This is a genomic window from Streptomyces sp. NPDC048297 (genome assembly GCF_043201585.1).
In the GTDB taxonomy this organism is placed as follows: Bacteria; Actinomycetota; Actinomycetes; order Streptomycetales; family Streptomycetaceae; genus Streptomyces.
The window spans coordinates 90,653-111,509 of sequence record NZ_JBICZA010000002.1; the positions used below are offsets into that span (position 1 = coordinate 90,653).

General features: G+C 74.7%; 11 protein-coding genes and 1 pseudogene. 9 read left to right on the top strand and 3 right to left on the bottom strand.

From position 1 onward, the window contains the following. Positions 1 to 15: 15 nt before the first annotated feature. The 8 genes from ACGFYV_RS02440 (at position 16) to ACGFYV_RS02475 (ending at position 15,635) form a co-directional block, all read left to right on the top strand. Positions 16 to 2,373 (top strand): TOMM precursor leader peptide-binding protein, encoded by a 2,358-nt coding sequence (locus ACGFYV_RS02440; RefSeq protein WP_393876462.1) that lies wholly within the window; start codon positions 16 to 18, stop codon positions 2,371 to 2,373. A 139-nt stretch (positions 2,374 to 2,512) separates the two neighbouring features. Further along, positions 2,513 to 4,468 carry a TOMM precursor leader peptide-binding protein gene (locus ACGFYV_RS02445; protein ID WP_393876463.1) on the top strand — a complete coding sequence of 652 codons (1,956 nt, stop codon included), beginning with the start codon at positions 2,513 to 2,515 and terminating at the stop codon, positions 4,466 to 4,468. A gap of 123 nt (positions 4,469 to 4,591) precedes the next feature. Continuing rightward, positions 4,592 to 6,205: a nitroreductase family protein gene (locus tag ACGFYV_RS02450; protein ID WP_393876464.1), complete on the top strand. Its 1,614-nt coding sequence runs from the start codon at positions 4,592 to 4,594 to the stop codon at positions 6,203 to 6,205. 50 nt (positions 6,206 to 6,255) lie between these two features. Next, on the top strand, positions 6,256 to 9,303 hold the full coding sequence (locus ACGFYV_RS02455) for a lantibiotic dehydratase (RefSeq protein WP_393876465.1): 3,048 nt from the start codon (positions 6,256 to 6,258) through the stop codon (positions 9,301 to 9,303). Continuing rightward, positions 9,300 to 10,472, top strand: a complete 1,173-nt coding sequence (locus tag ACGFYV_RS02460) for a lantibiotic dehydratase C-terminal domain-containing protein (RefSeq protein WP_393876466.1) — start codon at positions 9,300 to 9,302, stop codon at positions 10,470 to 10,472. The genes ACGFYV_RS02455 and ACGFYV_RS02460 overlap by 4 nt, the downstream gene beginning before the upstream one ends. 1,397 nt (positions 10,473 to 11,869) lie before the next feature. After that, positions 11,870 to 12,919: an ABC transporter ATP-binding protein gene (locus ACGFYV_RS02465; protein ID WP_393876731.1), complete on the top strand. Its 1,050-nt coding sequence runs from the start codon at positions 11,870 to 11,872 to the stop codon at positions 12,917 to 12,919. Then, positions 12,916 to 13,668: an ABC transporter permease gene (locus ACGFYV_RS02470; RefSeq protein WP_393876467.1), complete on the top strand. Its 753-nt coding sequence runs from the start codon at positions 12,916 to 12,918 to the stop codon at positions 13,666 to 13,668. Before ACGFYV_RS02465 ends, ACGFYV_RS02470 begins: the two co-directional genes overlap by 4 nt. Continuing rightward, the gene (locus tag ACGFYV_RS02475; protein ID WP_393876468.1) at positions 13,665 to 15,635 is read left to right on the top strand and encodes a TOMM precursor leader peptide-binding protein; all 1,971 of its coding nucleotides are present in this window, start codon (positions 13,665 to 13,667) and stop codon (positions 15,633 to 15,635) included. Before ACGFYV_RS02470 ends, ACGFYV_RS02475 begins: the two co-directional genes overlap by 4 nt. Before the next feature lie 141 nt (positions 15,636 to 15,776). Here ACGFYV_RS02475 and ACGFYV_RS02480 read toward each other — a convergent pair whose 3' ends face one another. Continuing rightward, complete coding sequence (locus tag ACGFYV_RS02480; RefSeq protein WP_031179489.1) at positions 15,777 to 15,950, bottom strand: thiazolylpeptide-type bacteriocin; 174 nt, start codon at positions 15,948 to 15,950, stop codon at positions 15,777 to 15,779. Positions 15,951 to 16,205: 255 nt separating this feature from the next. Between ACGFYV_RS02480 and ACGFYV_RS02485 the strand changes: the two genes are divergently transcribed. Further along, the gene (locus tag ACGFYV_RS02485) at positions 16,206 to 17,579 is read left to right on the top strand and encodes an amidohydrolase (RefSeq protein WP_393876469.1); all 1,374 of its coding nucleotides are present in this window, start codon (positions 16,206 to 16,208) and stop codon (positions 17,577 to 17,579) included. Here the strand turns inward: ACGFYV_RS02485 and ACGFYV_RS02490 are convergent. Together ACGFYV_RS02490 and ACGFYV_RS02495 are read right to left on the bottom strand one after the other, a co-directional pair. Beyond that, positions 17,537 to 18,283, bottom strand: coding sequence for a DUF4232 domain-containing protein (locus ACGFYV_RS02490; protein WP_393876470.1), 747 nt, complete (start codon positions 18,281 to 18,283; stop codon positions 17,537 to 17,539). The two genes, ACGFYV_RS02485 and ACGFYV_RS02490, sit on opposite strands and share 43 nt — an antisense overlap. A gap of 150 nt (positions 18,284 to 18,433) precedes the next feature. After that, positions 18,434 to 20,394 (bottom strand): annotated as a pseudogene (locus ACGFYV_RS02495) (AfsR family transcriptional regulator); the annotation flags it as partial. Positions 20,395 to 20,857 lie beyond the last annotated feature (463 nt).

A 20,857-nucleotide genomic window follows, 5' to 3' on the forward strand; every position in this document is an offset into this window, starting at 1 on the left:
GAGGTTTCGCACGCCATGGCCCACGCTCCCGCCTCCTACGAGGAGATCGTCCAGTCGCGGCCCCGCATCCGCAGGGACGTGCTCTACACCCAGACCCCGGACGGCGTGCTCTTCCACAACGCTCACGGCGGCTTCAACGTCGCCACACAGTCCGCGTACCGCTTCGCCACGCTGATCGTGCCGCACCTGGACGGCGAGCGGCGGGTCGAGGAGCTGTGCGCCGGTCTGGGGGACCTGCACCGCGACATGGTGGTCAAACTCGTGCGCGCACTCTACGCGCGTGGTTTCGCCCGGGACGCCGGGCCGAGACCCCCGGCGGACGCGCTCGCGCCGCAGGTCGCCGCGCGTTTCGCCCACCAGCTCGACTACCTCGACCACTACGCGGACGACGCGCCCGGACGGTTCCACCGCTTCCGCTCCACCCGGGTCGCGGTCCTCGGTGACGACGCCCTGGCCCGCTGGGCCGCCCTCGGTCTGCTCCGCAACGGCTGCGCCGCCGTGGCCGTCACCGGAGCCGCGCCGTCGGACGGCTCGCTGCGCCGTGAACTCCACGGCGTGGAGGGCGTCGCCGACCTCGACGCGGAGGCCGCGGACCTCGCCGAGTCGGGCTGTGCCCCGACCCTCGCACGGCTGCCCGAGCCCGTCGGCGGCGCGTACGGCTGGGAGGACCTGGAGGGCTGGGACACCGTCCTGGTCACCGGGCCGGAGGCGCCCCGCCAGACGCTGCGGCTGCTCACCGAGGGCGTGCCCGCCGGGCGGCGGCTGCTCGCCGCCTGGACGTTCGGCAACCGTGCCGTCGTCGGCCCGGTGATGACCGCCGGCACCCCCGGCTGCTGGTGCTGCGCCGCCCTGCGGCTCGGCGCGGGAGCGGAGGCAGCCGACAGCGCCGATCTGTGGGCCGCCGTAGGTCCCGCCGCACCACTCGGCGCGCCCGCGCCCGACGTGTCGGGACCGCTCGCCGGGATGCTCGGCAACCTCCTCGCCTTCGAGGTGTTCCGCCTGGTCACCGGGGCGCTGCCCGCCGAGACCCGGAGCCGGGTCGTCGTCCAGGACCTCGACTCCCTCGACGTGCTGACCGAGCCGCTGCTGCCGCACCCGCGCTGCCGGTTCTGCGCCACCGTGGACGAGCCGGACGCGGCCGGCCTCGCGGCGCCCACCGGCGACGCGCTGCGCGCGCCCCACGCCGATGACACCCTGCGCACACCTCACGCCTACGACACCCTGCGCACACCTCACGCCGACGACGCGCCCGGCACGCTCCCGGCCGACGGCGCCGCCGACGAGGACGCCGCCACGGCCGCCCTCACGGAGCTCGAACTGCGTGACGTCCTCGTCCACGAGGCCGCCGGCGTCTTCACCGCGTACGCCGACGACGACTGGGAGCAGACCCCGCTGAAGGTCAGCACCGTCCGCCTCGGCCTCGCGCCCGGCCGGGTGCGCGAGGTGTCCGCGGCCGACGTCCATCACGTCGCCGGTGCGCGTCTCGCCGCGCTCTTCCGCGCCGCCGAGGTGTACGCCGAACACGTCGTACCGCCACGGGTGCTGGAGGGGCCGGCGCTGGAGGCGGCCGTCTCCAAGTGGAGCCGGGTGGCTCCCGCCGCACTCGCCGTCTCCAGCGGTCTCGACGTGCCCGCCGACCGGGTCGCCCACTGGAGCGAGGCCGTCTCGCTGCTCGACGGCCGGACCGTACTGGTGCCCGCCGGCGCGCTCCGCACCCTCGGCGGCTGGAACGACCAGGGCCTGTTCGAGCGCACCTCGGCCGGCACCGGCGCGGCCGGCAGCCCGCGCGCCGCGCTCGTCCGGGCCCTGCGCACCGCCCTCGCCCACGACGCGCTGCACCAGGCGCTGCGCCGCACCGCCCCGCTGCCCGTCGTGGACCCCGACTCCCTGACCGGCGACCCCGAACTCCTCTTCCTGCTGCGCTCGGCGGACAACCTGGGCGTCTCGGCGGAGGTCCTCGACCTCACCGCCGCGGGCGGCCACGGCCTGCCCGTCGCCCTGGCCCGCCTCACCGACGTCGAGACCGGCGAGGTGCGCTGGAGGGCGGGCAGCGGTCTGCGCCCGCGCGAGGCGGTGCTGGAGGCGCTGCGCGATCTGCTCGGCGCCGAGCAACTGCGCCGCGCCGGGGGCGCACCCGACACCGGCGACCCACTGTGGGCCGACCTGGAGGCCGCCACCCTGGTCGCCGCCGAAGCCGACGCCGACGCCGACACGCTGCCGGAGAGCGCCACCAGCTGGGCCGCCGTGCTGGACAGCCTCGCCGGCGCGGGCCGGGACACGTTCGCGGCCGAGGTCACCGCGCCCGACCTCGCCGCTGGCCAGGTCCACGCGGTGCGGGTCCTGCTGACAGGACACGAGCGCCGTGCCCACTGAGGCTGTGCCCACTGAGGCTGTGTCCACGCGGGCCTTGCGCACAGAGGCCGGGCCCACGGAGACCTTGCCCACAGAGGCCGAGACCACAGAGGTCGGGCCCACGCAGGCCTTGCCCGCAGCGACGGTGCGGAGGGCGACTGTGTCCGCGGAGTCCGCGGAGTCCACGGAGTCCACAGTGGCGCCGCCCGCTGTCGCGGCCCGCGAACCGTGGGACGCGGTGTGCGCCGCCCTCACCACGGCCCTCGCGGACCGCGCCGGTCGCCGTCCCGGGACGCCCCCCGCCGTGGTGGCCCCGCTCGGCGTACGCGACGAACTGACCGCCAGGCCAAAGGAGTTCACTCCCGGTGTCGTGCCGGTGGGCCTGTACGGGCACCACGCCGTGGTCGGCCCCGTCCCCCGGGCCGGCGCCGCGGGCTGCCCGCAGTGTCTGGCCCGGCGCTGGCAGGCGGTGCGAGCCGGGTTCCTGCGGGACGCCCTGGAGCGGGGCGGCCGGACCCACGCCACCGGCAGCCCGCCCTGGGTGGCCGGCTTCGCGGTGGACGCCCTCGCCGCGCTCGTCGCCGCGGCGGGCCGGCAGCGGCCTGCCGCCCGCCATCCGTGGGTGTGGCTGCTGGATCTGGAGACCCTGCACGTCGCCCGGTTCCCGCTGGTGCCCGACGGCGAGTGCCCGTCCTGCGCGGCGCGCCCCGACGACAGCGCGGACGCCGCCCGGATCACCCTCGAACCCACCCCCAAGCACGCCCCGGACAGCTTCCGGCTGCGCCCGCTGGAGGCGTACGACCTCTCCCTGGAGGCGTTCGCGAACCCGGTCACCGGGATGCTCGGCCCGTCCGTCGCCCCCGACCTGACCTCCGCGTCCACCTCCTCCACGGTCGGCGCGTTCACCACCCGCTCCGGCGCCTACCTGCGGGAGTGCTACTGGGGCGGCCACACCGGCGCCTACGGTACGAGCGTGCGCGTCGGCCTGCTGGAGGGCCTGGAGCGCTACGCCGGAATGCGGGCCCGTGGCAGGAACACCGTGGTCACGGCCGCCCTCGACGAACTCGGGGACGCGGCGCTCGACCCGCGCGTCACCGGCCTGTACTCCGACGCCTTCCACGAGGCCGATCCCGAGGCGCCCCGGTTCGCACCGGACCGTCCGGTGGCCTGGGTGTGGGGCTGGTCGCTGCGCGACGCCCGGCCCGTCCTCGTACCGGAGGTGGTGGCGTACTACCACGCCCCCGGCGGCATCCGGCGGCGCTTCGTGCAGGAGAGTTCCAACGGCTGTGCCTCCGGCGGCAGTCTGGTCGAGGCCGTCCACCACGGGCTGATGGAGACCGTCGAGCGCGACGCCTTCCTGCTGGCCTGGTTCGGGCGCGCCCGGCTGCCCGAGATCGACCCGGCGAGCAGCACCCGGCCCGCGACCCGTGCCATGGTCGACCGGCTGGCGATGTACGGCTACCGGGCCCGGTTCTTCGACACGCGGGTCACCTTCCCGGTGCCGGTGGTGACCGCCGTCGCCGAACGCGTCGACGGAGGGCCGGGTTTGCTGTGCTTCGGCGCGGGCGCCTCCCTCGATCCCGAGGCGGCGCTGGCCGCCGGGCTGTGCGAGATCGCCACGGACTCGGTCAACCTCCGCCGCCGCACGGCCCGCGAGGAGCGTCGACTGCGCCGTATGGCGGGCGACTTCGGCGAGGTGCGCGTCCTGCACGACCATCCGCTGCTGTACGGGCTGCCCGAGATGGGCCGGTACACCGACTTCCTGCTGCGCGGCCGGGACGAGGCGGACCGGGTGCCGCTGGCCTCGCTCGGCTCCGGGCCCGACGCGCCGCACCCCTCGCCCGACCTGCGCGACGACGTGGAGGCGTGCGTCGCCGCCGTCACCGCGCGGGGCTTCGACGTGGTGGTCGTCGACCAGACGGCCCCCGAACAGCGGCCGTTGGGCTTCCGGACGGTCAAGGTCCTGGTCCCGGGGCTGATTCCGATCGACTTCGGGTGGAGCCGCCAGCGCGGCCCGCTGATGCCCCGCACCCGTACCGCCCTGCGCGAGGCCGGACTGCGCGAGGACGACCTGTCACCGCACGACCTCAACCCGGCCCCGCATCCCTTCCCCTGACCACCCGCGCCAGCCCCCCACCCCGGCACCAGCCCCACCCCCGGCATCGGCCCTCACAGGCCGGTGCCCACCCCACAGACGAGCACAAGCGTCCACCACAGACGAGCAGGAGAGGGAGTGACCATGGGATACGCCCATGAGTACGCGACCGCGGTGATGCGGCGGGGCAGGACCCCCATGGAGCCGGCCGACTTCGTGCCCGACTGGGCCGACCGCCCGCGCAAGGGCAAGCACTTCCCCGGCGCCCCGTCCTTCCCGCTGCCCGACGGCGGCTGCGCGGCGGACGCCCGTGTCGGCCGGGGCCTGTTCGGGCCGCGCGGCACCGGGGAGTTCACGCTGCCGCTGCTCGGCGCGATGCTCCGCGACTCCTACGGTCTGACCGGTCGCCGCCTTGCCGTCCAGGCCAACTCCGACCTGGGCTCCCTGCCGTTGCACAGCCAGGCCAACTGGTCGCGGGGCACCTCGTCCGGCGGCGGTCTCTACCCGATCGGCATCCACTGGGTCAGCGGTGCGAGCGGCCCGCTCGCGCCGGGCGTCTACTACTACGACACCCCCCACCACCGGCTCGCCCGGCTGCTGTCGGGCGACGTCACCGGTGAAGTCCGCGCCGCCCTCGGTGACTTGGCGGGGACGGCGGGGGTGGCGGAGGTGGCGGACACCGACCAGTTCCTCGTCCTGGGCGTGACGTTCTGGCAGAACTCCTTCAAGTACAACAGCTTCTCCTACCACGCCATCACGATGGACATCGGTGCCCTCCTGGAGACCTGGCGCATCTGGGCCCGCGCCCACGGCCTGCACCTCGGCAGCGCCCTCTGGTTCGACGAGCCGCGCCTCGGCCGGCTGCTCGGTCTGGACCCCGAGGAGGACGGGGTGTTCGCCGTCGTACCGCTGCGCTGGGCCGGCCGCGCACCGGCCGCACCCGCCCCGGAGACACCTGGTGCCCGCGTGCGCCGCTCGCCCTCCGAGAAGTCCCGCCGCGTCCTGACCTTCCCGACCCTGCGCCAGGTCCACGCCGCCACCGTGGAAGGCGCCTCCGACCGGCCGGCACCCGGCGCCCTCGCCCCCGCCCTCGCCCGGCCCGCGCCCGCGCCCGCCGGTGACCGTGTCCCGCTGCCCGAACCGGCCCCGCTGGACGCCACCGTGCGCCGGGCATTGCGGCAACGCCGCAGCAGCTTCGGCCGGTTCACCTCCGCCGACCCGCTCGACCCGGCCCGGCTGTCCGCCGCGCTCGCCGCGGCCGTCTCCGCCGGCACCCTGGACAGCGACGCCGAGACGCCCGGTGCGGCACCGCTCACCCGGCTGTTCGTCTTCGTCAACCACGTACGCGGGGTGCCCGCGGGCCTGTACGCGTACGACCGGGACACCGGCGAACTGGTGCCGATACGCACCGGCGACCACGGGCTCTTCCTCCAGGAGAACTACTTCCTCGCCAACTACAACCTGGAGCAGGCCGCCGCCGTGCTGGTGCCGGTCGTGCGTACGCACACGGTGCTGGACGCCGTCGGCGACCGCGGGCTGCGCCTCGTCAACGCCGTCGTCGGCGCCACCGCCCAGGCCGTCTACACCGCCGCGTCCGCCGCGGGGACCGGCTGCGGGGTGGCACTCGGCTTCGACTGCGTCTCCTACGCCGAGGAGTTCGGGGGGAGCGACCAGGGCGAGATCCCGCTGCTGATCATGATGATCGGCAACGAGCGGCCCCGGCCCGCCGAGTACCGCTACGACATCGTCGCCCCCTGACCCTCAATCCCCACTCCGCCCCGGCACACCCGAGACGAAAGGGGCACGGTATGAGCCCGACCGCCGGCACCGCACCGCACACCAGCGGCACCGATACCGATACCGATACTGACACTGACAGCGATGCCGATGCCGGAACCGATTCCGGCCCCGCCACCACCGTCACTGCCATCGCCACCGCCACCGCCACCGCCACCGCCAGCGCCAGCGCCAGCGCCAGCGCCAGCGCCGGTGGGGCCCTCGCCCTGCACCGCCGCTTCATGCTGCGCGTCGCCGGGCTCCCGGTCGATACCGTCGAGGTGCTGCGTGCCCCCGAGGCCGCCGACTGGGCCGCGCGCACCGCCGCCGAGGAGGACACGCTCCGCGCGCTCGGCGCCCGCCTGAGCGACCCGCTCTCCGCCGCGGTCGGCGCCACCGACGACGCCACGCTGCGCCGCCGTCTGCTCGCCGTGCGCCGGCAGGTCTTCAACAACCGCCTGCCCCAGGACCTTTCCGCGGCCCGCGCCCTCGCCGCCGGCCTCGGCGGCGGCACGGGTGCCGACCTCGCCGCCTGGCTCGACGCCCGCGTGCTGTGGGAGGAACTGCGCACCGAGGGCGACGCGGTCCTGCGAGCCTCCTTCGCCCGCACCCGCGCCGCCCTGCGCGACCTGACCCGGGACGAACGGCTGCGCCAGGGCCTGCTGCTCGCCTCCCCCACCCTGGAGGAACGGCTCGACGCCTTCGCCGCCGACCCGGCGCCCGTACCCGGCAAGCGAGCCCGCAAGATGGAGCGCTCGCTGCTGTCCTACCTCTACCGCACCGCGTGCAAGACGAGCCCGTTCAGTACGCTCACGGGGGTGGCGCTCGGGCACTTCGAGAGGACCGACGAGGCCGGGACGAGCAAGGCAGACAAGCCAGACAAGTCAGACATGGCCGATAGGGCTGGCAAAGTCGACAAGGTGAGCGATTCCGGCAGCGGTTCCGCTCCGACCGCCGTCGGCGACGACTGGCGCGGCCACGCCCGGCTCAACGTCGTCGTCCTCACCCGTCTCGCCGAACTCGTCGCCGCCGACCCGGAACGCCGCGCCGACCTCCCCGTCACTCTCGCCTCCGGCTGGAAGCTCGACGAAGACCGCGTCCGCTACGTCCAGCGCGCCGTCACCGCCGGCGACGACAGCGCCCCGGTCAGCTTCGACGCCGCTCAGGACCGGCTGTTCTTCCTGCGCCGCCAGGGCGCCCTGGACGGGATGCTCACCCTGCTGCGGGACCACGACGGCCCCCTGCGCCACGGCGATCTGGCCCGCTGGCTGGCCGGCACCACCGGCGCCGGGGACGAGGAGGCCGGGCACTATCTGAACGCTCTGCGCGCCCTCGGGATGCTCCAACTCCCCTCTCTGGCCACGAGCGTGCACGGCGGTGACCCGCTGCGCGCCTTCCAGCGGTCACTGCTCGCCGTGGACCGGGCCTGGGCCGACGACCTCGCCGCACGTCTGGACGGCCCGGCCGAGGCCCTCGCGCGCTACCCGGAGGCGGACGTGCCCACCCGCCGCGCCCTGCTCGCCGCGCTCCGCGCCGACCTGCTCGCCCTGCAGACCGAACTCGGTGCCGCGCGCCCCGTGTTGCCGCAGACCCTGCTCTACGAGGACGTGTCCGCCGGCACCACCTCGGCCGACCTGGACGAGTGGGCCGCGCTGGCCGCCGCTCCGCTGCGCTCGGTGGGCCGCGTGCTGCCCGCCTTCGACGTGGCCCTGCCCCAACGACTCACCCTCAAGGGCTTCTTCCTCGCCCGCTTCGGACGCGGCGGGCGCTGCGAGGACCTGCTGCGGCTGGTCCACGACTTCCACGAGGACATCTTCCGCCAGTACCTCCAGTTCACGGCCGGCGCCGACACCTACCTGCCGGACGGCAGCCATGCCCCCGAGGAGAACTGGCTCGGCATGCCGGAGATCACGGCGGTCGACCGGGCCCGCGCCACCCTCACCGCCCGGGTGCGCCAGGCATGGACCGAACTGCCGTACGGTGCCGAGGAGTTCATTCTTGATGACGCGGTCCTGGACGAGGTGGCCGACGCGCTCGCCGGTGCCGCCCCCGCATTCCGGCCGCAGAGCCACTTCCTCCAACTGGCCCGCCGCGACGGCGCCCCGCTCGCGGTGCTCAACAACTCCTACGGGGGGCTCTGCTTCCCCTTCACCCGGTTCACCCACTGCTTCGACGACGAGCGCTTCGCGGGGCTGACCGGCGCGCTGCGCGAGGAGTTGCGCGGCGTGCTGCCGCCCGGCGCCGTCTTCGCCGAGGTGACGGCGGGCGCCGCCACGTCCAACCTCAACCTCCACGGCCGGCTGACCGACTACGAGATCGTCTGCCCCGGCGAGAGCAGCTCGGCGCCCGAGGAGGCCCGGCTCCAGCTGGACGACCTCTACGCCGTGCACGACCCGGACACCGACCGGCTGCTGCTGCGCTCGCGTCGCCTGGACCGCGAGGTCGTACCGCTCTATCTCGGCTATCTCGTCCCGATGGTGCTGCCCGAGATCCCGCGCACCCTGCTGCTGTTCTCGCCGACCTCCCGCTCGGTGCTGGACGTGTGGCGCGGGGTGCCCGCCGGGCCGGCCGAGTCGGGCGTCACGTGCCGGCCCCGGGTCCGCCACCACTCGCTCGTCCTGCAACGGCGTTCCTGGACCGCCGCCCCCGGCCGGCTCCCGCAGCGCGCCCCCGGCGACACCGACGCGGACTGGTACCTCGCCTGGCACCGCTGGCGCGTCCGGCACGGGCTGCCCGCGCGGGTCTTCGCGACCGTGCACGAGGAGGCGGCCACGGGCGGCTCGGGCGACACCGAGGGCACGGGCGCGGGCACCGGCGGTGGCACCGGCGGTGGCGGTGGTGTCGGCGGTGGCTGGCTCGGCAAGTCGAAGCCCCAGTACGTCGACTTCGACAGTCCGCTCTCCCTCACGGCCCTCGACGGGCTCCTCGCCGGGAAGCGTGCGCGCACCGTCTTCGAGGAGATGCTCCCCGGCGAGGACGAACTCCACGTCACCTCCCCGCGCGGGCGGCACGTCGCCGAACTCGCCGTAGAACTGCTGCCCGGCCCGGCCGGTCGCCCCGAAGAGGACGGAACCCGATGACCGCACCTTCCGCACCCTCCGCCCCCTCTGCATCCACAGCGCCCTCTGCCGCTGCCGACCCCGCCGGAGGCGCACGTGCCGCCGACGCCCCCGGCGAGTGGCTGGCCGTGCACGTCTTCTACGCGGCCAGCCCCCGCCCGCTTCTCCTGCAGTGCGTCCGGCCGCTGGTCGACGCGCTGACCGAAGAGGGGCTGCTCGCCGGGTACTTCTTCATCAACTACTGGCTGGAGGGCCCCCATTTGCGGCTGCGCCTCAAGCCCGCCCGCGCCGCCGACGCCCCGGTCGTACGCGAGCGGGCGCACACCGCGCTCGCCGCGTTCCTGCGCGAGCGCCCCGCGCTGTACGAGGTCAAGGACGGCTTCTTCGCGGACCTCTACGAGACCCTGTTCACGCTGGAGTTCGGCGACGAGGATCGCTCGGAGTTCCTCGGCCCGGACGGGCGGATGCTGCTGCGGCCCAACAACACCTTCGAGGACCGCCCGTACGAGCCCGAGTTCGGCAAGTACGGCGGCTCCGCCGGGATCGCGCTCGCCGAATGGCACTTCCAGCACTCCAGCGACCTGGTCATCGAGGCCGCGCGCAGCATGAACCTGCATCTGCGGACGGTGGCTCTCGGGCTGTCCGCCCAGTTGATGATGGTCATGGCCGGGACGTTCCTCGCGGACGACGAGGCCCTGCTGACCTTCCTGGACCGCTACCACACCTTCTGGAACAAGGCGTTCAGCAGCACGAACTACACCGCGGCCGACGGCTACGACCGCGCCTACACCGCGATGGGCGCGAGCCTGCCCGAGCGGTTCCGGCACATCCGCGACGCGCTGCGCGAGGGCGAACCGGATCGGCTTCCGGCGTTCCTGCGCGGCTGGGCCGGGCACAGCGCCGAACTCCGCGACAGGGCCGCCGAGTCGGCGCGCGCCGGTGAGCTGGTGTTCCGTTCCTGGGACGGCACGCGCGACCTTCGTCCCACGGACCCCGCGCAGGTGCTGCCGATGCTCCTCTCGCCGTACCTGCACATGACCAACAACCGGCTGAGCATGACGGTCCGCGACGAGGCGTTCCTCTCGTACGTCCTCGCCCGCGCCCTGCGCGTCGGCGACGCGAAGGCCGGGACGACGTCGCCCGGCCACGGCGGCGCGGCCCACGGCAGAGATCCGGGGGGTGCGCGGTGACCACCGACACCTTCCTCGCGTCCCGGCCACGGGTACGCCCCGATCTCGTCGACGGCCCCAGCCTCGTGCGCGGTGCGGCCCGCATCCATCTGCTGAAGGACCCGCGCACCGGGCGGCGTCTGGAGGTCGGCCCCAAGGAGCACTTCCTCATCACCCGTCTCGACGGCACCCGTTCCCTCGACGAGATCGGCCAGGAGTACACGGGCGAGTTCGGCACCCGGCTCGGGGAGGCGAACTGGGGGCAGTTGCTGAGGCTGTTGCACGGCCGGGGTCTGCTCGACGGGTCTCCCGTGCCGCCGGCCCCCGCGCCGCCGACCGCTCCCGAGCGGCGGCCCAACGGCATCCTGGCCGGCCGGACCCGGATGGTCGCCGACGCGCCCGCCCTCATGGACCGGCTGCACCAGGTCACCGCGCCCGCCCGGCGGCCCGCCGTTCTCGCGGTCCTCACCGTGCTGGCCGTCGCGGTGTTCGCGGCCGTCGCCGTGCAGGCGGGCACGCTGTGGCGGCAGACCGGGGAGACCGCACGGCAACCGGTGCTGCTGTTCGCCATCGGCTGTGTGCTGTGGTGCGGTCTCGCCCTGCACGAGCTGGCCCACGGCGTGTTCGCGCGCGCTTGGGGCGGCCGGGTCACCGAGGTCGGGCTGCGCTGGATCCTCGGCGCCACCTACCTGTACTGCGAGGTGGAGGACGTCCAGTTCCTCGGCAGCCGCGCCCGCAAGGTCGCCACCGCCTGCGCCGGGGTCTTCGCCAATCTCCTCTTCCTCGTGCCGTTCTACCCGGTGTGGGCGCTGCTGCCGCAGGGCGCCCAGGCCCGGCCCGCGCTCGGCGCGCTGCTGCTGCTCGGCACCGTCCTCGCCGTCGCCAACCTCCTGCCGCTGCCTCCCCTGGACGGCTACAAGGCCCTGGGGCACGCCCTCGGCGTCACCGGACTCTCCGAGGGCAGCCGCACGTTCACCGTGCTCGCCGTGCGGGCGGCGTTCCGCCGCGGCCCGGGTGTCGGGGCGTACTCCTGGCGCCTGCGGTTCCTCTACGGCGGTCTCGCGCTGCTCATCGCGGTGCAGAGCGCCGCGCTGCTCCTGCTGTGCGGAGCGGTGCTGCGGTCCGTGCTGCCGGACGGCCTGGCGGTCCTCGCCTGGTCGCTGCCGCCCGCCCTGCTCGCCGCCGCCCTGCTGCTGTGGGCCCTGGGCGGGCTCGGCCGCGCGCTCCGGGAGCGTCGCACCCCGCACCCGACGACGGGGACGCAGACGGAGACGGAGACGGAGACGGCCCGAGCAGGCCGCGACGGGAAGCCGCCTCGGCCCGTCGCACCCACCGATCCTCCGCCGAGGCACTCCGCCCCGGCGGACGCGGGCTCCGGGCGCGCCCCGGCCCCACGGCACCAGGCAAGGAAAGGCGAGATGAGCGCACCCGACAGCAAGCCCGAGACCGAGGCAGAGGCCAAGGCCAAGACCGAGGTAGGGGCCAAGACCGAGATCGAGCCCGGGGCCAATACCGCGATCGAGACCGCGTTCAAGACCGACCGCGTCAGGGCCGTGTCCGCCGAGAAGGTCGTCGTCCTGGAGGGCGTGACCAAGCGGTACGGGGAGGTGACGGCACTCGACGGCGTGTCCTTCGACGTCCGGCACGGCGAGTTCTTCGGCGTCCTCGGCCCCAACGGCGCCGGCAAGACCACCCTGGTGGAGATCGTCGAGGGCATGCGGGAGCCCGATTCCGGCACGGTGACGCTCTTCGGCCGCTCCCCCTGGCCGCGCGACACCGCGCTGCTGGCCCGGATCGGCGTGCAGACGCAGGCGTCGGCGTTCTTCGCCCGCCTCACCGCAGGCGAGCATCTGCGCACGGTCGCCGCGCTCTACGGGATGGACCCGGCCACCGCCCGCACCGCGCTGGAACGGGTCGGCCTCACCGAGAAGGAGCACGCCCGGGTCGACCACCTCTCCGGGGGCCAGCGGCAGCGGCTGGCCGTCGCCACCGCCCTGCTCCACGAGCCCGAGCTGATCTTCCTCGACGAACCGACCGCCGCCCTCGACCCGGAGGCCCGGCGCGAACTGTGGGACCTGCTGCGCTCGTTGCGCTCGGAGGGCCGCACCATCATCTGCACCACCCACTACCTGGACGAGGCCGAGGCACTGTGCGATCGGGTGGCGATCATCTCCGGCGGCCGGCTTGTCGCGCTCGACAGCCCCCGCAACCTGATCCGTTCCCTCGACGCGCCGGCCCGGCTGCTCGTCCCGGCCGGCCGGCTCTCCCCGCAGGCGGCGCTCGCGCTGCACGGCGTGGACCGGGCCACCGTCGAGGGCGAGGACCTCACCATCGAGACGACCGTCCCGAACCGGGTCCTGACCGCTCTCGGCGACCTTGTGGACATCGACTCGGTCACGGTCCGCACCCCCACCCTCGAAGACGCCTACCTGACGCTGACCGGCACCGGATCGGAGCACCACCGTTGAGCGCCTACGCCGCCCTGACCAGGGCCACCTACGTCGCGAGCGTGCGCGACAAGACGACCCTCTTCTTCACCTTCGCCTTCCCCCTCGCCTTCCTCGTCCTGTTCGGCCTCATCTTCCACGGCCAGCACGTCGAGGGCGGGCTGGCGTCCATCAACTACATCGCGCCGGGTGTGCTGTCCTGGGGCGTGGGCAACGCGGCCGTGTTCTCCGTCGGTTTCGCCCTCATGCAGTGGCGCCGGGACGACCTGCTCCGCCTCATCTGGCGCTCCCCGACCCCGCTGCGCACGCTCCTCGCCTCCCGCTGGACGATCGCGCTGGCCGTCGCCGGTGCGCAGACCGTGCTGTTCACCGCGGTCGCGCTGCTGCCGTTCTTCGGGCTGCGGCTCAATGGCCCCTGGTGGGCGGCGTTCCCGCTGCTGGTGCTGGGGGTCACCGCGTTCCTCGCGATGGGCCTGGTCGTGGGCAGCCTCGCCGACACGCCGGAGGCGGTCGCGGCCATCGCCAACCTCGTCATGGTGCCGATGGCGTTCCTGTCCGGTTCGTTCTTCCCGGACGACCTGATGCCCGGCTGGCTGCGGACGGCCGCGAAGGTGCTGCCGCTGCACTACCTCAACGACGGGCTCACCGACGCCATGGGCGGCCGCGGTGACCTCGGCGACATCGCCGTGGACTGCGCGGGGCTCGTCGTCTTCGCCCTGGTCTTCGGGTTCGTCGCCACCCGGATCTTCCGCTGGAGCAACCGGACATGACCACTGTCACCGCGCCCGCACCGCCGTCCGCCTCGCCCCTGGAGGCCGCCCGCGCGGACCTCCAGTCCCGGCTGGCCGCCCGCGCCGCGGCCACCGGTGTGCCCGCACCGGCCGTGTCCCGCATCGGCGACGCCGATGTCCTCGGGGAGAGGTCCCGGCAGTCCCTGCCGCCGAACCCGGCGAGCGTCCATCTCACCGCTCAGGCCGTGCTGCTCGGCCCGTGGGGCGGCACGCCGGACACCGGTCCGGCCTGCGGCACGTGCCTCGCCATGCGCCGGCAGCGGCTGCGTACCCGCACCGAGCGCGAGGCGCTGGAGACCGGCACCGGGACCACCGCGGCCGGCCCCTGGCCGGTGCTGCCCGACCACGCGGTGGACGCCGTGTGGTCCCTGCACCGCCTGATCGCCTCCGGCGCCGCCCGGCACACCGCGCCCGGTGCGGACGCCGCACTGCCCCGGGTCACCGAACTCGACCTGGAGACCCTGCGGGTGCGCACCTTCCCGCTGGTGCCCGAGCCGATGTGCCCGCACTGCCGGCCCTACACCTCCGAGGCCGTCCGACAGGCCGCCGGGCAGGCCGAGTTGGCACCTCCGGCCGCCCTCTGGAAGCCGAGCCCGGACAGGTACCGGCTGCGCGGTCCCGCCGACTACCCGCTGCCGGTCAGGGGGCTGGCCAATCCGGTGTGCGGGGTGCTCGGCGGCGGCACCTGGATCGACGTCACCTCGCCCACCACCGCGCCGGTCGCGGGCAGTGTCTTCATGCGGGGCTACGCCGGACTGACCGACGTGACGTGGAGCGGCCAGGCCAACTCCTTCGCTCGCAGCCGCGATCTGGCCTTCCTGGAGGGCCTTGAGCGCTACGCGGGCACCCACCGCCGCCACCGGGCCCCGGTGCGCACCGCTTCCCTGGACGAACTGCACGAACGCGGCGAACGGGCCCTCGACCCGCGCGTCTGCGGACTGTACGGGCCGCGTACCTACGCCGAGGACCCGATGGTCGAGCCCTTCGACCCCGCCCGGCCCCTGCCCTGGGTCACCGGCTGGTCCCTGCGTGACGCGCGCCCGGTGCTCGTCCCGGCCCGGCTGGTCTACTACAGCGCGGGCACCCGCGAGGACAACTTCGTCTTCGAGTGCTCCAACGGCTGTGCCACCGGCGGAACATGGGAGGAAGCGGTCTTCTTCGGGCTGCTCGAACTGATCGAGCGGGACGCCTTCCTGCTCGGCTGGTACGGCGATCTGCCGCTGCCGGAGATCGATCTGGACTCGGTCGGCGGAGCGCAGGTCAGGTCCATGGTGGCGCGGGCCGTGCTCCAGGGCTACGACGTCCATGTGTACGACAACCGGGTGGACCTGCCGGTACCGGTCGTCACCGGTCTCGCGGTGCGCCGGGACGACGGCCCGGGGACGCTGGCGTTCGCGGCGGGCGCGTCGTTCTCCCCGGAGGAGGCGGTGGAGTCAGCCGTGTCCGAGATCCTCACCTACATCCCGCACCTGCCCGGTCAGGTCGCCGAGCGGCCCGCCGAACTCACCGCCATGGCCGAGGACTTCGACCTGGTCAAGCGGCTGCCCGACCACGCCGCCCTGTTCGGGCTGCCCGAGATGCGCCGGCATGCCCGCGGCTATCTCACCCCGCCCCGCGTCGCCCCGCTCGCCGCTCTGTTCGCCGGATGGGAGGAGCGACGGCCGCGCACCGGGGACCTCCGGGACGATCTGCTGCTCCTGTGCGACCTGATCGCGGGCGCCGGGTGTGACGTCGTCGCCGTCGACCAGACCACGCCTGAACAGCGGCGGATGGGGCTGCGCACGGTGGCGGCCCTCGCGCCCGGACTGCTGCCGATCGACTTCGGCTGGCCGCGGCAGCGGGCCCTCCACATGCCGCGCCTGCGGACGGCGCCGTACCGCGCCGGTCTGGTCCCGGCACCGCTCGGCGAGGAGGACCTGCGGCTCGTGCCGCACCCGTTCCCGTGACCGGAGTACCCGTGACCGGAGTTCCCGTGACCGGAAAGGGTGCTCGTGGCCGGAAAGGGTGCTACGGGGGTGGGGCCGTTCACGCCGACGGTCCCCGGCGCATGTCGGCGCGCCGGGGACCGTCGGGACCGACGACGGACGTCAGGCGGTGCAGGAGGTGGTGCTGGTGGTGCTGGAGCAGGTGCTGGTGGAGGAACAGCTCGTGGACGAGCCGAGCATGACCTCACTGGCGTCCGAGTAGTCGGTGATCTCGAAGGTCTCGGACTCGAGGTCCAGGATCTCCTGGGCGAGGGAGGCGAGGGTGTTGTCGGCCATGGTGGCTCCTTCAGGGTCAGGGGACCTGCTGCCGGACGGGACGGTCCCGGTCGGTCGTGCGCCGAACCTGCCGGAGGCCGCGGCCTTCGGCACCTCCCTTTGTAGGCGGTGCCTTCGTCAACTCCCTTGCGGTCCGCTGTCACCCCACTGACACTCCACCGCTGCACCGCTGCACCGCTGCACCGCTGCACCGCTCCACAGCTCCACCGCCCAGCTGCCCTTCCACCCGAGACACCCCTCCAGGAGCCACGACCCGTGAGCAGCCACCGCGACAGACCCCGCTCGGCCGAGGACCGCGACCGGACCCGGACGGGCCTTCCGGACGGCCTGGACACCCTGCTCGCACCGACCACCGAGCTGTACCTCGATCTGCACCGGCATCCCGAGCTCTCCGGCGCCGAACGCCGTACCGCCGCGCGCTTCGCGGACCGGCTGGAGGACGACGGGTTCCGTGTCCTGCGCGGTGTCGGCGGTCACGGTGTCGCCGCCGAACTGTGCAACGGCGACGGCCCCGCCGTGCTCCTGCGCGCCGAACTCGACGCGCTGCCCGTGGCCGAGGACACGAACGTCCCCTACGCGAGCACCACCGTCACCGAGGGACCCGACGGGCGGCCCGTGCCCGTGATGCACGCGTGCGGCCACGACGCCCACCTGGCCTGCGCGGCGGCCGCCGCCCGCTGGCTGGCCACGCGGCGGGACCGCTGGCGCGGCACGCTCCTCGTCGTCGGGCAGCCCGCCGAGGAGACCCTCAGCGGCGCGCGGGCCATGCTGGAGGACGGCCTCTACGACCGGATCACCGTGCCCGACGTGGTCCTCGCGCAGCACACCGCGCCGTTCCCGGCGGGGATGGTGGCGCACGCGGACGGCCCGGTGATGGCCGCGAGCCTCACTCTGGAGGTGCTGTTCGAGGGGGACGGCGGCCATGCGGCCACCCCGCACCTGAGCGCCGATCCGCTGCTCGTGGCCGCGGGCACGGTCGTACGGCTCCCCGTCGTCGCCGCCCGTGAGACCGACCCCGCCGAGCGGCTGGTCGTCACCGCGTCCTCGCTGGGGACCGGCGCCGCGGGGCACGCCGGGAACGTGATCGCCTCCCGCGCCGTGCTGTGCGTCACCGTCCGCGCCTTCTCCGAGGCCGCCCTCGACCGTGCCGCCGCCGCCGTGGAGCGCGTGGCCCGCGCCGAGGCCGCTGCCGCCGCCCTCGCCCCCCGGGTCACCGTCACCGAGGTCTCCCGCTCCGGCGTCACCGTGTCCGACCCGGATGTCACGGCCGCCGTCCGCACCGCCCACCGCGAGGCGTTCGGCGCGGCCCGGGTCACCGGCTGGCCGGCCACCTCGGCCACCGAGGACTTCCCGCTGCTGACCGGCGCGGGCGCCCCCCTCCACGGACGGCCCGGCATCCAGGGCTGCTACTGGATGCTCGGCACTGTGGGCCCCGCGCAGTGGGCCGCCACCCCCGGCGCCGGGCCCGCCGAGAAGTTCCGGAGCCTGCCCGGCAACCACTCGCCCCGCTATCTGCCCAGCGTCCGCCTCACCCTGGAGACCGGAACGGCCGCGCTCGTGACGGCCGCGCTGGCCCGGCTGGCCGATCAGAAGTCGTCGGCGCCGTTGCGCAGTTCGGGCGTCCAGTAGCCGGTGAGCGCCTTCGCCGGGTCGACGGCGATGCCACCGCTGCCCGGGGCCTGGACGGTGATCACGGTGGAGTCGCCCGCCAGCATGACGGAGAACGCGGACACGGGCTCGTTCGACTCGTGGACACCACCGTCGGACAGCTTGACCAGCGCGTACGCGGGGTCGCCCGCGGCGAGCACGACCGGGGCCCCGGGCTTGCTCTTGGCGACGGCCGGCACGTCCTGCTTGTGGCTCTCCAGGAACTGGATCCGCGGGAAGCCGTCGATGCGGCAGCTGTGGCCCGAGGTGTTCTTCGCCGTCAGGACGATGTGGGTGTAGGGCGGGCCGTCCTGCCGGGCGGCGGTGACCTTGACGTCCTTCGCCGCGCACACGGGAGCGGAGGCGGAACCGCCGGACGAGGAGGACGAGGAGGACTCGGCGGGCGAGGAGTTCGTACCCGTGGAGCCGGTCGAACCCGACGAGCCGGTCGAGCCGGACGCGTCCGACGAGCCCGTGGAGCCGCCCGTGCCCTGCCCCTTCTGCGAGGTGCCGACCGCGGAGCCCTTGCCGCCGCCCGAGCCGGACCCCTGCGCGGACGCCGAGACCGAGCTGTCGCCGGACCCCTCGGAGCGGGTGCCCGTGCCGTCCTGGCAGGCGGTGAGTGCCAGGGCGAGGGCCGCGGTGGTGACGGCGAGGAAGGTGGCGCGGTGACGTGCTGCGTTCATGGAGATGTCCCCCGTTGATGATGTGCGGCGACGATCGGTCGGAGCGTCGGCCGTCGTGCTGACCTGCTGACATGTCCAGTCTCGGCCGTGCCGCTCACGTTCCGGTGACGTCCCGCTGATGTTCCCCTGACGTCGCGCGGGGGTGCGGGGTCATGCGTCGTCGGCGGCGAGTCGCCGTACCGCCTCGTCGTGGCGACGGCGGTGGTCGGCGCGCCCGGTCACCCGCAGCAGTGCCTCCAGGGCCCGTACGGCGCCCTCGTCGTACCCGGCGCTCTCCGCCTCACCGGCCGCGCGGTCCAGCAGCCGGATGCCCTCGGCCTCCTCCCCGAGCGCCAGGTGGGCCTCGCCGCAGACGGTGAGCAGCAGGACCCGGCGTGCGGCCTCCTCGTGCTCGGGGCCGAGGTCGAGCGCGCTGCGGGCGACCTGGAGGGCCTCTTGGGGGCGGCCGACGCTGAGTTGGATGCGGGCGAGGTGCTGCAGCGCGAGCATCTCCGTGTGCGCGTCCTTCTCCGCGCGGGCGAGGCCGACGGCGCGGGTGCAGCCGTCCAGGGCGGAGTCGAGTGCGCCCTGGGCGGCCTGGACGACGGCGAGGTTGATCAGTGCGGTGGCCTCGCCGAGCGGGTCACCGGCCCGCCGGGCCAGGGCGGGTGACGGTTCCAGCAGGTCGACGGCGTCGGTGAGTCTGCCCTCCTCGCTCAGCACCCAGCCGAGCAGGGTGCGCACCCGGGACTCCGCGTACGGGTCCTGCTCGGCGTGGGCGCAGTCGAGGGCGGTGCGCAGCAGCGGCACCCAGTTGTCCCGCACCCGCCACACCACCTGCGGCCACTGGAGCAGGATGATCCGCCAGGCCCGGTCGTCGTGGCCGGCGGCGCGCGCCGCCGCCACGGCCCGTGCCAGGTCCTCCCGTTCGCCGGCCAGCCAGCCCATCGCCTGTGCCCGGTCCGTGAAGTCCCGTACGGCGGCGGGTCGTCGGTAGTGCTCGGGCAGAAAGAAGCAGGGTTCTCCGCCGGGTTCGGCGGTGTCGGCGGCGGCGAGGGCGGTGGCGATGTAGTGGTCGAGGACGCCGAGGAGGGCCTCGGGGCCGGAGTCCGGGTCGATGCCGCGGGCGTAGAGGCGTACGAGATCGTGCAGTTCCCAGCGGCCGGGTGCGGTCTCGGTGACGAGGTGGGCGGCACCGAGGCGTTCCAGGGCACTCGCGGCGGCCACCGGGTCGGTGCCGGCGAGCGCGGCGGCGGTGAAGGGGTCGAAGTGGGTGCCGGGGTGGTGGCCGAGCCTGCCGAAGTGGTGGCCGGCGTCGGGCGGCAACTGCTGCACGGTCAGTCGCAGCGCGGCCGGCACCCCGGTGTCGTCGACGTCGAGATAGGCCAACCGGCCACGTTCGTCGGCGAGTTCGTCGGCGAGTCCGGCGAGCGTCCACTGCGGCCGGCCAGGCGGGCCGCGGTGACCCGCAGGGCGAGCGGCAGGCCGCCGCACAGTTCGGCGAGCCTGCGCGCCGCGACCGGCTCGCCGAGCACCCGGTCCTCGCCGAGCACACCGGCGAGCAGCGCCGTGCCGTCCTGTGCGTCGAGCGTGCCGAGCGGCACGGGGCGGGCCGCGTCGGAGGCGATCAGGCCTTCCAGCCGGTGCCTGCTGGTGACGACGGTGACGCAGTCGGCGCCGCCGGGCAGCAGGGCGCGGACGGTGGCCGAGTCGCGGGCGTTGTCGAGGACGACCAGCAGCCGCAGCCGGGCGGTGATGCCGCGGAACAGCGCGGCAGCGGCGGAGGCCGACTCGGGGATCCGGCGCGGCTGCACACCGAGAGCCAGCAGGAACTCGCGCAGGACCTCGGTCACCGCGGGCTCGCCGGTGTCGCTGAACCCGTGCAGGTCGGCGAAGAGCCGCCCGTCCGGGAACGCGTCGGCGTTGCGGTGCGCCCACCACAGCGCCAGCGCGGTCTTGCCCACCCCGGCAGGCCCGGTCACCAGACACACCGGCGCCTCCCCGGCAGCCGCCCTGCCCAGCGCGGCCAGTTCACCCACCCGCCCATGAAACCCACGCGGCGCGCGCGGCAGCAGATCGGTGGGGTGCGCCTCACCGGCGACGAGGGCGGGGAGGGGGACGGGACGCGGGGGCGTGACGGGGACGGCAGGAGCGGCTGGCGCGACGGAGGGGACGGGCACGGCGGAGGGGACGGACACGGCGGAGGGGACGGGCACGGCGGAGGGGACGGGCACGGCAGGGGCGACGGACACAGCCGGGGCGACGGACACAGCCGGGGCGACGGACACAGCGGGGGCGACAGGCACGGCAGGGGCGCCGGGCACAGCAGAGGCGTGCGGGTCGGTGCCGGGGGCTTCGGCGTCGGGTGCCACGGAAGCGGAGGCCACGGAAGCGGAGGCCGCGGATGCGGGGAGCGCGGACGCGGAGGCCACGGGCGCGGAGGCCGCGGAAGCGGGGAGCGCGGACGCGGGAAGCGCGGAAGCGGGAAGCGCGGAAGCGGGAAGCGCGGAAGCGGGAAGCGCGGAAGCGGGAAGCGCGGAAGCGGGAAGCGCGGAAGCGGGAAGCGCGGAAGCGAAGGCCACGGGCGCGGGGAGC